This window comes from Xylophilus sp. GOD-11R, assembly GCF_033546935.1.
Lineage (GTDB): Bacteria > Pseudomonadota > Gammaproteobacteria > Burkholderiales > Burkholderiaceae_C > Xylophilus.
Genome location: NZ_CP137854.1, coordinates 4097322 through 4111893, shown reverse-complemented (window position 1 = coordinate 4111893; position 14572 = coordinate 4097322). Strand labels below are relative to the sequence as shown.

The window sequence follows — 14572 nt, the reverse complement described above, 5'->3', positions numbered from 1 at the left end:
TGGTTCGGTCAGTGGCTGCCAAGGCCGCCCTGGCGGTGTTGACGCTGGTTGTTGCCGCCGATGTGGTCGTCGCGATCGCCGCGGCTTTCGGGTGTGCGGCGGGGTTCGTTGCGCTGGGTGGCGTCGCTGGCTACTGGCAGGCCTTTTGTGGTTGCGGGCTTGTCTTTATTGGATCCTTGTTTGGCGCGTTGCATGGTGTTTCTCCTTTGCGGTTGCGAGGTGAAAAAACATGGTGCGCGTTGGTTTTTTGGGGGGGTGTGGGATGAGGCCTATGCGGGCGTAGGTTTGGTCTTGCCAATTTTCCTTTTGCAGTTGGTCGCGCTGAAAGGCGGGATTGCTCTTCGATGAGCTGGCTATTTGCTTTTTTACTTCTCTTTGCAGAGGGTGGAGCTGGGGGCTTGCGCGCCCCCAGACCCGCGGTAACTGATACCTTGTGGGCCGGCTTCCCTTCGCGCGAAGGAGGCCCGTTGCGGTGACCCTGTGCGGTAACTTGGGATCAGATCCCGTAAGAAAGACTGGTGCACGGTGACGGATTCGACGTCGTAGCTCGAACGGTGTCTTGGGGCGCCAGCGGCCCGCGCGGGCCGCTGGCTGACCCCGCGTATCAGGTTGAGAGAGTCGAATAGCGTGCTTTTTTGCAGGGTGTCGGCAATGAACTCTCAAGTGGGCGTAGATGTCAGCAAGGCCAAGCTCGATGCGGCGTTGCTCAACGAGCAGGGCAAGTACAGGACCAAGGTTTTTCCCAACACGGCAAGCGGTTGCGCGGCCTTGTTTGGCTGGTTGGTCGAGCACGTACAGGGCGGTGTGTCGCAAGTGCATGTCTGCATGGAGGCCACCGGCACGTACCACGAACTGCTCGCGTGTTCGCTTCACGACCAGGGCGTGCTGGTCTCGGTCGCCAACCCGATGAAGGTCAAACGCTTCATCGAGGTGGAGGGCACGCGCAACAAGACCGACAGCGCTGACGCCAGGAGCCTGGCGAGGTTCTGCCGGATGACGCGGCCAGAGGCCTGGGAGGCACCGAGCAGGGCGGTGCGGGAGTTGCAGGCGCTGGTTGCGCGTCTGGACACGCTGCAGCAGATCCGCCAGGGCGAGCTCAACCGCCTGGATGTGGCGCACAGCGCGGTACAACCGTCGTTGCAGGAGATGATTGATGTGCTGACGCAATCGATCAAGGAGGTCCAGCGCCGGAATCGCCAGACCATCGACGACGACCCGGATCTTCAGAAGCGAGATGGTTTGCTGCAGAGCATTCCGGGCATTGGAGAGCGCACGGTGGCGCAACTGCTGGCGCGCATAGGCCGGCCCGAGCGATTCAAGTCGATCAAGGAGCTGGCGGCGTTTGCGAGTGTTTCGCCCTTGATCAGACAGTCGGGCACTTCGCTCAACAAGCACCATGGCACTCATGCGCAGGGCCACCGGGAGCTGAAGAAGGCGTTGTATTTCCCGGCAATTGTCGCCAGTCGATGCAATCCGATCGTTGCGGCATTCAGCCAGCGTCTGAGGGCGCAGAACAAGCCTAAGAAGGTCGTGGTAGTGGCCTGCATGCACAAGTTGCTGGCGATCGTTTTTGGAGTACTCAGGTCGGGCAAACCATTCGACCCGTCGCTGGTTTCTGCAGTCGGGGCTTGACGACCAAGACGGTGTCTTTCTTTTGTTGGGACAAAAGAAAGTCACCAAAGAAAAACCCTTGAAGACGAGCTCGAAGCTCGGTCGGGCCATTGCTTCGCTCGGCCTGGGGAATGTGCCTTCGAACGCTCTAGCGGCAACAGTTTGGACAAGGGTTGATCCAGAGCCATGGCCCCGCTTCGCGGGTCGAGGCTGAGAGGATAAGAACAGGCGACCGCACTGAGTACGGTGAGGGGGCCGCGCAGCTCCGAGCGCCATGCGCGCTGGCATGCGCCCAACTGTCTGCGCGCTTGCTGCCGCACCGACCGATGCGGCCGCCGTGTACCCATCTGTAATGCCCCATTGACGCGTCGCCCCGTTTCCCCGTTGAGCGCAGCGAAGACCGTCGTGGGCCGAGCGCAGCGATGGCCCGTGTGGTGTTTGGGGTCCCCTGTGATCGAGAGCGAGGAACGGAGGTTTTGCGGATAAGGGCTGGCGGCTGTCTGAGCGAAGTGAGTTCCGCCAGACCCCGCAAAACCGAGTACCGCAGCGTGTCCGTAAGGACCTCGCCCACCGGGGTCGCCTTTCTTTGGTTACTTTCTTTGGCGAAGCAAAGAAAGTGACTCGCCCGCCGGGGCGAAATCCCGGCCTCTGCCCTCCGCAGGAGACACAGCCCACGCAGTGGCACGCATCCGGCGGAGGACAGCGGCCCACGCAGTGGCACAGCCCTCCGCAGGAGAAGCCGCCAACGCAGCGGCACAGCCCTCCGCAGGAGACACAGCCCACGCAGTGGCACGCATCCGGCGGAGGACAGCGGCCCACGCAGTGGCACAGCCCTCCGCAGGAGAAGCCGCCAACGCAGCGGCACAGCCCTCCGCAGGAGACACAGCCCACGCAGTGGCACGCATCCGGCGGAGGACAGCAGCCAACGCAGTGGCACAGCCCTCCGCAGGAGAAGCAGCCAACGCAGCGGCACAGCCCTCCGCAGGAGACACAGCCCACGCAGTGGCACGCATCCGGCAGAGCACCCGACATACGCCACCCGGCGTATTGGCCGCCACCCAACCCCTCCACAGAATCCATCCCGTCAGGTCACAAAACCATGTTTGGAGAGAGATTCATGCAACGTCGCTTCACCCTCAAGGCCCTCAGCGCCGCGCTCGTCATCGCCGGCGCCACGCCCGCGTTCGCCGCCGACACCATCAAGGTCGGCATCCTGCACAGCCTGTCGGGCACCATGGCCATCTCAGAGACCGCGTTGAAGGACGTGGCCCTGATGACCATCGCCGAGATCAACGCCAAGGGCGGCGTGATGGGCAAGCAGCTCGAAGCCGTGGTGGTCGATCCGGCCTCCAACTGGCCGCTGTTCGCCGAAAAAACCAAGCAGCTGCTCGGCCAGGACAAGGTCTCGGTCATCTTCGGCTGCTGGACCTCGGTGTCGCGCAAGTCGGTGCTGCCGGTGGTCGAGGAAATGAACGGCCTGCTGTTCTACCCGGTGCAGTACGAAGGCGAAGAGCTGAGCAAGAACGTTTTCTACACGGGCGCCGCGCCCAACCAGCAAGCCATTCCGGCGGTCGACTACCTGATGAGCAAGGACGGCGGCTCGGCCAAGCGCTTCGTGCTGCTGGGCACCGACTACGTCTACCCGCGCACCACCAACAAGATCCTGCGCGCCTACCTCAAGAGCAAGGGCGTGAAGGACTCGGACATCGACGAGAAGTACACCCCCTTCGGCCATAGCGACTACCAGACCATCGTCGCCGACATCAAGAAGTTCTCCCAGGGCGGCAAGACGGCGGTGGTCTCCACCATCAACGGCGACTCCAACGTGCCCTTCTACAAGGAACTCGGCAACGCCGGCCTGAAGGCCAAGGACGTGCCGGTCGTCGCCTTCTCCGTGGGTGAAGAAGAACTGCGCGGCGTGGACACCAAGCCGCTGGTCGGCCACCTGGCCGCCTGGAACTACTTCATGAGCCTGAAGAACCCGACCAACACGGCGTTCATCAAGTCCTGGAGCGACTACGCCAAGAAGATGAAGATCCCCGGTCAGATGGACAAGCCGCTGACCAACGATCCGATGGAAGCCACCTACGTCGGCATGCACATGTGGAAGCAGGCTGTGGAGAAGGCCAAGTCCACCGACACCGACAAGGTCATCGCCGCCATGGCCGGACAGACCTTCAAGGCACCGGACGGCTTCACCATCAAGATGGACGAGAAGAACCACCACCTGCACAAGCCGGTGTTCGTGGGCGAGATCAAGGCCGATGGCCAGTTCAACGTGGTATGGAAGACCCCCGGCCCGGTGCAGGCCAAGCCGTGGAGCCCGTACATCGAAGGCAACGACAAGAAGAAGGACGAGCCCGAGAAGAAGTGATCGGGTTATCGACTTGAATGGCCGGCCGACGCCGGTCCCCCGAAGCCCGGTTCGTGAAAGCGGACCGGGCTTCGCCATGGGGTACTCCTTTTCGCCCGGCGCGGCAGGTGGTTCGGCTCGGAGCAGGCGCTCCGCAAGCGCCGAGCCACGCTCGCATCGCCCGCATCCGCGGATGTTTACGCGAAGGAGTTGTCGTGTCCCTTTTCTCTGCCATCCATTTCGGCGCCTCGCCTACCCATGTCCAGCCCCGTGAGCCCGAACCCGGCCTCGCAGGCTATGGCTTGAATGCCACTACGGATGCGAGCCGCCCGGGCTACGCCAGTCCGCAGGTGGAGCGTGAATCGTGGGACGGCTTGCCGGCCTACCGGCCCAAGCGAGAGCCTACGTTCGGCCAGTCGTGGCACGGCCAGCATGCGGTCGATCCGCTGAGCGCGATCTTCGCCGCGCCCACCGTGCGCCGGGCGTTTCCCGTCGTCAACACGCCAGCCGAGATGGCCCGCGAGATCGACCGCGCCTGCATGAGGCTGCAAGCGGATCCCGCCCCGTCGCGCGGCCGCATCCTGCTGATCGGTGAATGCCACCATTCGGCCACGGCCCAGCGGGCCCTGCGTGAGGTCGTACGGCAGGTGCCGCCGGACGCCGAATTCTTTCTGGAGACCAATGCCCAACAATTGCAGGAAGACGTGCAGGACGCCCAGTTCGAACTCCGCATCTCGCCCCAAGGTGAGGCATGGAGCGCGAATCTCTGGGGCCGCCATTTCACCGGCGCCAGCGGCCTTCCCCGAACGGAGGAAGACCGGGATCGCCATCTCGCCTTGCGCGGCCTGACCTACCGCGAGCTGGCCGCGCATGGCCTCGATCGGCTCCAGGCGCTGGACGGCCGGGCGGCGCAGGCCGTCGAGCACTACGGACTCTTCAACCACGCCGGCACGATCGGCCTGCGCGAGCGCGGCATGGTGGAGTCGCTGAGGAATGCCGGGCCGTCGAGCGTCGCGATCGTCGGCATGTTGCATGTGGGCCGCATCGCGTCGCAGCTGCGCGACGAGGGGTTCAACGTCGAGGCGATTTCCTTCCTTCCGATGGATACGCGGATCGAACGTCAGACCTTGCAGGCCTTGCGCCTTGCCGGTGACGAATGTCGCGAAGACCACCGCATATTCGTGGTGCCCGACGGCGACGGGTTTCCGGCCTACGACACCTTGCCGGACACCTTGCCGACCGAGCCCTGAGTCCACCCATACGCCATGCGGCGTATGGGGCATTCGAGGGCACCGCTCTAGCATTCGGCACCGTCTTCACCGCCACTGCCCGTGCACCCGCCCGCGGCAGCCCGATCCATGCGAAAGCTCCTTGCCCAGTTCCTCCTCTTCCTGCCACTGGCCTGGAGCGCGGGCGCGCATGCGCTGACCGCCGAGGCCGCCCGCGCCATGGCCACGGGCGATACGGACGAGCGCATCGCCGCCCTCAACCAGGCGCCGGCCGATGCCGCCACCGCCGCCTTCGTGCAGGCCATGTCCGACGACGCGGTGAAGATCACGGCCGATCGCGTCATCGTCGTCAAGGACGACAAGGGCTTCGACGCGGCTACCGGGGCCGAGGTGCCGATTCCCGAGGACGCCGAGGACATCGTCAACAACAACCGCATGCGCGGCGCTTTCGAGGGCACGCTGGCATCGCTCAAGCTGATGTCGCCCGACCGCGCCGAGCGCGTGGCCGCGATTGACGCCTTGCGCGAAGAGACCGACGAGTCGCGCCTGCCCATCGTCGAGAAGGCCCTGGCCGGTGAGACCGACGAGAGCCTGAAGACCCGGCTGCAGGCGATCCGCGCGCGCATCCAGCTGTCGTCGAGCGACGCCACGCAGCGCGCCGCCGCGGCCGCCGAACTGGGCCACAGCGCCAGCCCGGCCACCCGCACCTTGCTGATCGAACAGCTCCGGCAGGAAGACGACGCCAACGCCAAGGCCGCGATGCGGCAGGCGCTGGCCGCGGTCGAGGGCCGGCTGGTCTGGGGCGAACGGCTGGCAGCCCTGTTCTCCGGCATCAGCCTGGGTTCGATCCTGCTGCTGGTGGCGCTCGGCCTGGCCATCACCTACGGGCTGATGGGCGTGATCAACATGGCCCACGGCGAGCTGATGATGATCGGCGCCTACGCCACCTACGTGGTGCAGGGCCTGTTTCAGAAGTACCTGCCCGGTGCCTTCGACTGGTACCTGGTGGCGGCGGTGCCGGCGGCCTTCCTGGCCTCGGCACTGGTCGGCGCGGCGCTGGAACGCGGCGTGATCCGCTTCCTCTACGGCCGGCCGCTCGAGACCCTGCTGGCCACGTGGGGCATCAGCCTGATGCTGCAGCAGCTGGTGCGCAGCCTGTTCGGCGCGCAGAACGTCGGCGTGGAGAACCCGGCCTGGATGAGCGGCGGCATGCAGCTCATGGAGAACCTGCAGCTGCCCTGGAACCGCGTGATCATCGTCGGCTTCGCCTTCGCGGTGCTGGGCGGCATGGCCTGGCTCATCGGCCGTACCCGCCTCGGGCTCTTCGTGCGCGGCGTGACCCAGAACCGGCCGATCGCCTCGTGCATGGGCGTCAACACCGCCCGCATCGACACCTACGCTTTCGCGCTCGGCTCCGGCATCGCGGGCCTGGCCGGCTGCGCGCTCAGCCAGATCGGCAACGTCGGCCCCGACCTCGGCCAGGGCTACATCGTGGACGCGTTCATGGTGGTGGTGCTGGGCGGTGTCGGCCAGCTCGCCGGCACCGTGTATGCCGCGCTCGGCCTGGGCGTGCTCAACAAGCTGCTCGAAGGCTGGACCGGCGCGGTGCTGGCCAAGATCGCGGTGCTCGTCTTCATCATCGTTTTCATCCAGAAGCGGCCGCAGGGAATTTTTGCCATGAAGGGCCGGAGTGCTGAAGCATGAACATGAACCACTCGATCCTTCCGCAGCGCGCGCCGCTGCTGTCCACCCCGGGCTGGAGCGCCTTCTTCGCGGCGCTGCTGGGGGTCTGCGCGCTGGTGCCGGTGCTGCACCTCATGACGCCTGCCGACAGCGTGTTCCACCTGTCCGAATACATGGTCGCACTGGTCGGCAAGATCATGTGCTACGCCATCGTGGCGCTGGCCATGGACCTGATCTGGGGCTACACCGGCATTCTTTCGCTCGGCCACGGCCTGTATTTCGCGCTTGGCGGCTATGCCATGGGCATGTACCTCATGCGCCAGATCGGCCGCGACGGCAACTACAAGAGCGACCTGCCGGACTTCATGGTGTTTCTCGACTGGAAGACGCTGCCCTGGCACTGGACGCTGTCGGAGAGCTTCATCGCCACGCTGTTCCTCATCGTCGCGGTGCCCGGCCTGGTGGCCTTCGTGTTCGGCTATTTCGCCTTCCGCTCGCGGATCAAGGGCGTGTATTTCTCCATCATCACGCAGGCCATGACCTTTGCTGCCATGCTGCTTTTCTTCCGCAACGAGACCGGCTTCGGCGGCAACAACGGCTTTACCGACTTCAAGCGCATCCTCGGCCTGCCGATCGCCACCCAGGGCATGCGCATGACCCTGTTCGTGATGACCGGCTGCACGCTGCTGCTGTTCTTTTTGCTCTCGCGCTGGCTGGTCGCCAGCAAGTTCGGCCGCGTGCTGCAGGCGATCCGCGACGCCGAGACGCGCGTCATGTTCTCCGGCTACAAGCCGCTGCCCTACAAGCTCACCATCTGGGTCATCTCGGCGGTGATGTGCGGCGTGGCCGGCGCGCTGTATGTGCCGCAGGTCGGCATCATCAACCCGAGCGAGATGAGCACCTCGGCCTCGATCGAGATGGCGGTGTGGGCGGCGGTCGGCGGCCGCGCGACGCTCATCGGCCCGATCCTCGGTGCCTTCATCGTCAATGGCGCCAAGAGCTGGCTCACGGTGACCGCGCCCGAATACTGGCTGTACTTCCTGGGCGCCTTGTTCATCGTGGTGACGCTGTTCCTGCCCGACGGCATCGTCGGCCTGTGGAAGCGCCTGACCGGCCGCAAGTCGGGGTCTCCCGCCCGCGAAGCCGCCGAGCAGAGCGCAGCGCGCGAGAAGGGCCAGCTGCCCACCACGCCCGACGCCCCGGCGACCGGAGGTGCGGCATGACCCCCGAGCTGATGGAGGAAGGCCGCCGCATCGCCGGCCACAAGACCTCGTCGGGCGGCCGCGAAGCGGGCTTCTCGCGTGTGGTGGCGCCCGGCGAGGTGGACACCGCGCACGGCCGCATCCTCTACCTGGAGGACGTCCACGTGAGCTTCGACGGCTTCAAGGCGATCAACGGCCTGTCGCTGGACATCGCGCCCGGCGAGCTGCGCTGCGTCATCGGACCCAACGGTGCCGGCAAGACCACCATGATGGACATCATCACCGGCAAGACCCGACCCGACAGCGGCACCGTGTTCTTCGGCAGCACCATCGACCTGCTGCGCCACACCGAGCCCGAAATCGCCCAACTGGGCATCGGCCGCAAGTTCCAGAAGCCGACGGTGTTCGAACACCTGAGCGTGTTCGAGAACCTGGAGCTGGCATTGAAGACCCACAAGGGTGTGAAGTCGTCGATGTTCTTCCGGCTCGATTCGGAGCAGAAGGACCGGCTGGTGGAGATATTGCACACCATCCACCTGGCCGATTCGGCCTCGCGGCGGGCGGGCGACCTGAGCCACGGGCAGAAGCAGTGGCTGGAGATCGGCATGCTGCTGATGCAGGACCCCAAGTTGCTGCTGCTCGACGAGCCGGTGGCCGGCATGACCGACGAGGAAACGGCCCGGACGGCGGAGCTTTTTCTCACACTCAAAGGCAGGCATTCGCTGATGGTCGTGGAGCACGACATGTCGTTCATCCGGACGATTTCGGACATCGTGACGGTGTTGTGCGATGGGGCTGTTCTGGCGCAGGGCACGCTGGATCAGGTGCAGGCGAATGAGCGGGTGATCGAGGTTTATCTTGGGCGGTGAGGGGTTGTGGTTGCCCGGTGCTCGGGCGGCGCTTCGCTGCTTGGGGCCGGGGACTCGTGTTGGCTTTGTGCCGGTGCGGGGGCTGTTGGCGCCTGCTTTTGCTGTGCCGCTGCGTAGGCTATGTCTCCTGCGGAGGGCTGTGCCGCTGCGTGGGCTGCTTCTCCTGCGGAGGGCTGTGCCGCTGCGTGGGCTGCTTCTCCTGCGGAGGGCTGTGCCACTGCGTGGGCTGTGTCTCCTGCGGAGGGCAGAGGCCGGGATTTCGCCCCGGCGGGCGAGTCACTTTCTTTGCTTCGCCAAAGAAAGTAACCAAAGAAAGGCGACCCCGGTGGGCGAGGTCCTTCGGACACGCTGCGGTACTCGGTTTTGCGGGGTCTGGCGGAACTCGCTTCGCTCAGACAGCCGCCAGCCCTTATCCGCAAAACCTCCGTTCCTCGCTCTGGACCACAGGGGACCCCAAACACCATACGGGCCATCGCTGCGCTCGGCCCACGACGGTCTTCGCTGCGCTCGACAAGGGAAAGGGGCGACACGTCAAAGGGGTGGTGCAGATGGGCACACGGCAAGCGCATTGGTCGGTGCGGCAGCAAGCGCGCAGACAGTTGGGCGCATGCCAGCGCGCATGGCGCTCGGAGCTGCGCGGCCCCCTCACCGTACTCAGTGCGGTCGCCTGTTCTTATCCTCTCAGCCTCGACCCGCGAAGCGGGGCCATGGCTCTGGATCAACCCTTGTCCAAACTGTTGCCGCTAGAGCGTTCGAAGGCACATTCCCCAGGCCGAGCGAAGCAATGGCCCGACCGAGCTTCGAGCTCGTCTTCAAGGGTTTTTCTTTGGTGACTTTCTTTTGTCCCAACAAAAGAAAGTTACCGCGGGTCTGGGGGCGCGCAAGCCCCCAGCTCCACCCTCTGCCAAGAGAAGAAAAAAAGCAAATAGCCAGCTCAGCAAAAGCAAAAGCAAGAGCAAAAGCAAGAGCGAGAGCAAAACCACCATCCAAGCCAGCAGCAAGCGGAGCCCCCCCACCATGCTGACCGTCAAAGAAATCCACCAGTACTACGGCGGCTCGCACATCCTGCGAAGCGTCAGCTTCGAAGCCAAGCCCGGCGAAGTAACCGTCCTATTGGGCCGCAACGGCGTAGGCAAGACCACCTTGCTCAAGTCCCTGATGGGCCTGGTCCCCATCCGCAGCGGCACCATCACCTTCGAGGGCAAGGAAATCCACCGCGCGACACCGTACGAAAGGGCAAGAGCAGGCATAGGCTTCGTCCCCCAGGGTCGGGAGATCTTCGCCCGCCTCACGGTGGAAGAAAACCTGCGCATGGGCCTGGCCTACCGCCCCGCCCGCACCCCCATCCCCCCGCAGCTCTACGACCTGTTCCCGGTGCTCAAGCAGATGCTGCACCGCCGAGGCGGCGACCTCTCCGGCGGCCAGCAGCAGCAGCTCGCCATCGCCCGGGCCCTGGCGGCAGGCCCGCGCCTGCTGGTGCTCGACGAGCCGACCGAAGGCATCCAGCCGAGCATCATCAAGGACATCGGCCGCGTCATCCGCAAGCTCGCCACCGAGGGCATGGACGGCAAGCCGATGGCGATCCTGCTGGTCGAGCAGTACTACGACTTCGCCGAGGAATTGGCCGACGCCTACCTGGTGATGGAACGCGGCGAGTTCATCGCGCGCGGCCCGGGCGGCGAGATGCAGGAACGCGGCATCCGGCAGATGGTGGCTATCTAGACCCGGCGGGCGGTGGGTCGGCCACCTCGATCACGTCGGTGGGCGACACCGGCAGGCCGCGGGCACGCCGCATTTGCTCGTAGATCTGGCGAAGGAGCGGCATGCCGCGGGCACTGCACAGCAGGCGCAGCGGCTGGCCAGGCGGGTGGACGGCGATGGTCCGCTCGATGATGGCGCGCGCCATCGCGGGCGCCAGGTCGGCCGGGTCTTCTTCGTTGCGCAACCGTTGCGACAGCACCGCGTCACGGCGCAGGTCGAGCGAACCGGTGGCTGCATCGTAGGCCAGCGCGGGATCCAGGACGTCGTCCTGCAATCCGCACTCGATGAGCTCGCAACCGTGCTTCGGCCCGCAGGTCAGGAAGGCGGCGGAGTAGAGCGGGTAACTCAGGGCTCGGTCCTTCACCGAATCGTCTTCGCGCATTTGCCGGAACACCTTCCACGCCTCGTCGGGCTGACCGCAGCGGCGGCAGGCGGTGAACAGTTTGATGTAGATCTCGGCATCCGGCGTTAGCCCGCTGTCGACCATGTCCTGGAACACCCGCATCGCATCGTCCAGGCGGTGCTCGATGCCGTAGGCGTCGATCGCGATCTTGCAGGTCGAGATGTTGGGGTACACGCCCATCAGCGGGCCGCACTCGACCAAGTGCCGAAACAGCCCGATCGCGTCGGCCCGATTGCCCGCCCGCATGCAGGCGACGATGGCCGAGGCATAGCAGGTGGCAGTGGGAACGATGCCGTGCAACAGCATGGCGTTGAAGATCTTGATCGATTCCTGGTCCAGCGGAACATGCGAGCAAGCAACAAGCGCGCAGCGGTAGACCTCGAAGTCGGGCGGCACGGGCAGACCGGTGCGTGGGTCGCGGGTGTCGGCCAGTGCCCGCAGGCAACTGAGCGCCTCTGCGCCGGTGCCGTAACTCTCGCGCAGGATCTGTGCGGTGGTGCATAGCAGTTCGTCGCGCGAGATCCTTCCTTCGTTGAAGGCCTTGACCTGGGGCGCGTTTCGGGCGTTTGCGGGATCGAGCGACAGGCCGATATGCAGGTCGACCGGTCCGAAGGCCCAAATGGGCGACGGGCCTTCGGGCCGGCCGGACATATCGGCCAGCCAGGGCGGCGGCACATGGGCGTCGGGCGTGCCGGCCGGCGGCAGCAGGATGACGGGAGGCAGCGGGGCAAGGCCCGCCAGCGCGGAGACGTTGATGCCGGGGAGCGGGGTGATGGGCGCGGAAGGATACATGGTGGGTGTGGTGGTCGGCGCAAGCCGTTATTGGGGAAGTGGCTCGGTCGAAACGGCGTGCTCCGGTGGCGTGGCCCACGGTGCGCGTTCCCGCAAGGCGCCTTCGTACATGCGCTTGAATAGCAGCGCCTGTTGCCGGCTCGTGAGGATGCGCAGTGGCCGGTCGCACGACTGCGAACGTCGGTGGAGCGTGCGGCTGGCCGGCCATGTCGGCGACCCAGGGTGGCGGCACGACCGTGATGCTCGAGGCGGCCGCATCATGGTGCGCAGCCGAGGCGCCATGGTGGGCGGCACGCGATTGCCCGTGCGAGGTGAGGGCGGGAACGTGTTGCGAACCCGTTTGGAGGCTGAGGGGGGAGTGTGCATGAGGGGACCTTAGGAGGTACTCGTTCGACAGGCCCCACACGACCCGAAAGCGCGGGATCGGCCCCCGAAGCCGTGGGGCTGTGGGACCCCTGGACCACCCATCCGCCGGTGTCCTGTGTAGAGTCAGGGTTTTCCCGGGGCATGCTTGCGCGGCAGCCCGGTTCCGCACCCCTCCCACCCAGATCCACCCGTGGAATCCACCATCGCACCGAGTCCGGCCGTCCGCCGCAACGCTTCTCTCGCTATGGCTGTCGGCAGCTTCGCCATCGGCACCGGCGAGTTCGCCATCATGGGTCTGCTGCCCGATGTCGCCCACGACATCGGCGTCACCATTCCGCAGGCCGGCCACGTCATCAGCACCTATGCGCTCGGCGTGGTGGTGGGCGCGCCGGTGCTGGCGGTGGCCACCGCCGGCTGGCGTCAGCGATCGCTTCTGGTGGCGTTGATGCTGTTCTTCGCGCTCGGCAATTTCGCCAGCGCCATGGCGCCGGGCTATAGCTGGCTGGCGGTGTTGCGCCTGCTGGCCGGGCTGCCGCACGGCACCTATTTCGGCGTGTCGGCATTGGTGGCGGCCAGCCTCGCGCCGCCCGGCCGGCGTGCGCAGGCGGTGGCGCAGGTGATGCTGGGGCTGACGGCGGCCACGGTGGTCGGCGTGCCGCTGGCCGCGTGGCTCGGCCAGGCGCTGGGCTGGCGCGCGGCCTTCGCCATGGTCGGCTGCATCGCCCTGCTGGCCGCCGTGCTGGCCTGGCGCTGGATTCCCGACCGCCCGCCGTTGGCCGGTGCCAGCGCCATGCGCGAGCTGGGCGCGCTGGCGCGGCCCCAGGTGTGGGTCACGCTGGGTATCGGCGCGATCGGCTTCGGCGGTCTGTTCGCGGTGTTCAGCTACGTGAAGCCCACGCTGATGGAAGTCGCAGGCGTGAGCGAAGCGGCGATTCCCTGGGCGCTGGCGCTGCTCGGCATGGGCATGGTGGTGGGCAACATCGTCGGCGCCAAGCTGGTCGACCGGGCGCTGATGCCGGCGATCGGCGGCATCCTGGTGTGGTCGGCCGCCGTGCTGGCGCTGTTCTGCCTGACCGCCCCGCATGCGCCGCTGGCCTTCGCCAATCTGTTCCTGGTCGGCACCACCATCGCCCTCGGCCCGGCATTGCAGGTGCGGCTGATGGATGTGGCGGGCGATGCCCAGTCGCTGGCGGCGGCGCTCAACCACTCGGCGTTCAATTTCGCCAATGCGCTCGGCGCCTGGCTCGGGGGCGTGGCGATCTCGGCCGGGCTTGGCTGGACGTCGACCGGCTGGGTCGGCGCCTTGCTGGCCCTCGGCGGCCTGCCGTTGTTCGCGTTGGCCTTGCGCTCGCCCACGCGCGCCACGGCCTGAGTTTTTTACCCCGCGACCTGTAACAAAAATGCTTGCTTGCTGCTAAGGTTCGAGGCTCCGACAACCGCCGAGGTCCGCATGTCAACTGACGCCGCTTCCGCCAAGCTCCGACTGGCCCAGTTCTTCGAGGGCGTGCAGTTGCCGACCCTGCCCGAAGTGGCCCACACGCTGGTGTCCACGCTCAACGACGAGGACATTCCTTTCGAGAAGGTGCAGCGGGCGATTTCCCGCGATCCGGCACTGACCGCCAAGCTGATCCGCCTGGCCAACAGCGCGCGCTTCGGTCTGCCGCGGCAGGTGGTGTCGCTCGATGACGCGATCACCATGGCCGGCCTGAACCAGGTGCGAACCCTGGCCATGGCGGCCTGCCTGGCCGGCTCGTTCGCGGCGGTGAAGGGCGTGGACAGCAAGACCTTCTGGCAGGCCAGCAGCGCCACCGCCGGCTATGCGCAATGGCTGGCGCGCACGGTAGGTGCCGACGTGCAGCAGTCGTGGCTGGCAGGTTTCATGGTGCGACTGGGCGAACTCATCATCGCGCAGAAGATGCCGCAGGAGATCTTCGAGATCGAGCGCCTGCCGCATCTGGCGGGTGTGCGCTGGGAACGCGAGATCAGCGCACTCGGCTTCACCGAAGCCCATGTGGCGGCCGAGCTGGCGTCGCGCTGGAATTTCCCCGAGACCATCGTGCGCGGCCTGCGTGCGGCAGCCGATCCGCTGGCGGCCGAGCCATTCGACCGCATCGGGGGCGTGGTGCACCTCGGCGCTCTGTTGGCGGAGCTGGCGCTCGACGAACACAAGAACCCGGTCGACGCCATTGCTGCGCTGCCACCGGACCTCGTGCGGCTACTGCAGCTCGATCCGTCTTGGCTTGTCGAGCACATGCCCGACGTTCAGACTTTCATCGACACGTCGTTTGCCTGAGCAAGGTGGG

General features: G+C 66.0%; 11 protein-coding genes. 9 read left to right on the top strand and 2 right to left on the bottom strand.

Annotated features, from left to right (window positions below; all coding sequences use genetic code 11):
* Positions 1-8: 8 nt before the first annotated feature.
* Positions 9-194 (bottom strand): hypothetical protein, encoded by a 186-nt coding sequence (locus tag R9X41_RS18985; RefSeq protein WP_318631997.1) that lies wholly within the window; start codon positions 192-194, stop codon positions 9-11.
* A 457-nt stretch (positions 195-651) separates the two neighbouring features.
* Here R9X41_RS18985 and R9X41_RS18980 point away from each other — a divergent pair, with 457 nt between their 5' ends.
* The 7 genes from R9X41_RS18980 (at position 652) to urtE (ending at position 10669) form a co-directional block, all read left to right on the top strand.
* Positions 652-1632, top strand: coding sequence for an IS110 family RNA-guided transposase (locus R9X41_RS18980; RefSeq protein WP_318631996.1), 981 nt, complete (start codon positions 652-654; stop codon positions 1630-1632).
* A gap of 1096 nt (positions 1633-2728) precedes the next feature.
* Positions 2729-3985, top strand: coding sequence for an urea ABC transporter substrate-binding protein (gene urtA, locus R9X41_RS18975; protein WP_318631995.1), 1257 nt, complete (start codon positions 2729-2731; stop codon positions 3983-3985).
* Positions 3986-4179: 194 nt separating this feature from the next.
* Entirely contained in the window at positions 4180-5214 is a 1035-nt protein-coding gene (locus R9X41_RS18970; protein ID WP_318631994.1) for a hypothetical protein, read from the top strand.
* A 108-nt stretch (positions 5215-5322) separates the two neighbouring features.
* A complete protein-coding gene (gene urtB / locus R9X41_RS18965; RefSeq protein ID WP_318631993.1) occupies positions 5323-6897 on the top strand; it encodes an urea ABC transporter permease subunit UrtB in 1575 nt (524 codons plus the stop codon).
* Between the two features lie 2 nt (positions 6898-6899).
* Complete coding sequence (gene urtC, locus R9X41_RS18960) at positions 6900-8099, top strand: urea ABC transporter permease subunit UrtC (RefSeq protein ID WP_318635277.1); 1200 nt, start codon at positions 6900-6902, stop codon at positions 8097-8099.
* Positions 8096-8947 carry an urea ABC transporter ATP-binding protein UrtD gene (gene urtD, locus R9X41_RS18955; RefSeq protein WP_318631992.1) on the top strand — a complete coding sequence of 284 codons (852 nt, stop codon included), beginning with the start codon at positions 8096-8098 and terminating at the stop codon, positions 8945-8947. The genes urtC and urtD overlap by 4 nt, the downstream gene beginning before the upstream one ends.
* Before the next feature lie 1017 nt (positions 8948-9964).
* Positions 9965-10669 carry an urea ABC transporter ATP-binding subunit UrtE gene (urtE, locus tag R9X41_RS18950; protein WP_318631991.1) on the top strand — a complete coding sequence of 235 codons (705 nt, stop codon included), beginning with the start codon at positions 9965-9967 and terminating at the stop codon, positions 10667-10669.
* Here the strand turns inward: urtE and R9X41_RS18945 are convergent.
* Entirely contained in the window at positions 10662-11903 is a 1242-nt protein-coding gene (locus R9X41_RS18945) for a hypothetical protein (protein WP_318631990.1), read from the bottom strand. The genes urtE and R9X41_RS18945 overlap by 8 nt on opposite strands.
* A 610-nt stretch (positions 11904-12513) precedes the next feature.
* Between R9X41_RS18945 and R9X41_RS18940 the strand changes: the two genes are divergently transcribed.
* Positions 12514-13641, top strand: coding sequence for an MFS transporter (locus R9X41_RS18940; protein WP_318635276.1), 1128 nt, complete (start codon positions 12514-12516; stop codon positions 13639-13641).
* Positions 13642-13719: 78 nt separating this feature from the next.
* The gene (locus R9X41_RS18935; RefSeq protein WP_318631989.1) at positions 13720-14562 is read left to right on the top strand and encodes an HDOD domain-containing protein; all 843 of its coding nucleotides are present in this window, start codon (positions 13720-13722) and stop codon (positions 14560-14562) included.
* Positions 14563-14572: the final 10 nt, after the last annotated feature.

Coding starts and splice junctions, on each gene's coding strand:
- R9X41_RS18935 (WP_318631989.1), top strand. CDS start 13,720: ATGTCAACTGACGCCGCTTCCGCCAAGCTCCGACTGGCCCAGTTCTTC.
- urtA (WP_318631995.1), top strand. CDS start 2,729: ATGCAACGTCGCTTCACCCTCAAGGCCCTCAGCGCCGCGCTCGTCATC.
- urtB (WP_318631993.1), top strand. CDS start 5,323: ATGCGAAAGCTCCTTGCCCAGTTCCTCCTCTTCCTGCCACTGGCCTGG.
- R9X41_RS18940 (WP_318635276.1), top strand. CDS start 12,514: ATGGCTGTCGGCAGCTTCGCCATCGGCACCGGCGAGTTCGCCATCATG.
- urtE (WP_318631991.1), top strand. CDS start 9,965: ATGCTGACCGTCAAAGAAATCCACCAGTACTACGGCGGCTCGCACATC.
- R9X41_RS18980 (WP_318631996.1), top strand. CDS start 652: ATGAACTCTCAAGTGGGCGTAGATGTCAGCAAGGCCAAGCTCGATGCG.
- urtD (WP_318631992.1), top strand. CDS start 8,096: ATGACCCCCGAGCTGATGGAGGAAGGCCGCCGCATCGCCGGCCACAAG.
- R9X41_RS18985 (WP_318631997.1), bottom strand. CDS start 194: ATGCAACGCGCCAAACAAGGATCCAATAAAGACAAGCCCGCAACCACA.
- urtC (WP_318635277.1), top strand. CDS start 6,900: ATGAACCACTCGATCCTTCCGCAGCGCGCGCCGCTGCTGTCCACCCCG.
- R9X41_RS18945 (WP_318631990.1), bottom strand. CDS start 11,903: ATGTATCCTTCCGCGCCCATCACCCCGCTCCCCGGCATCAACGTCTCC.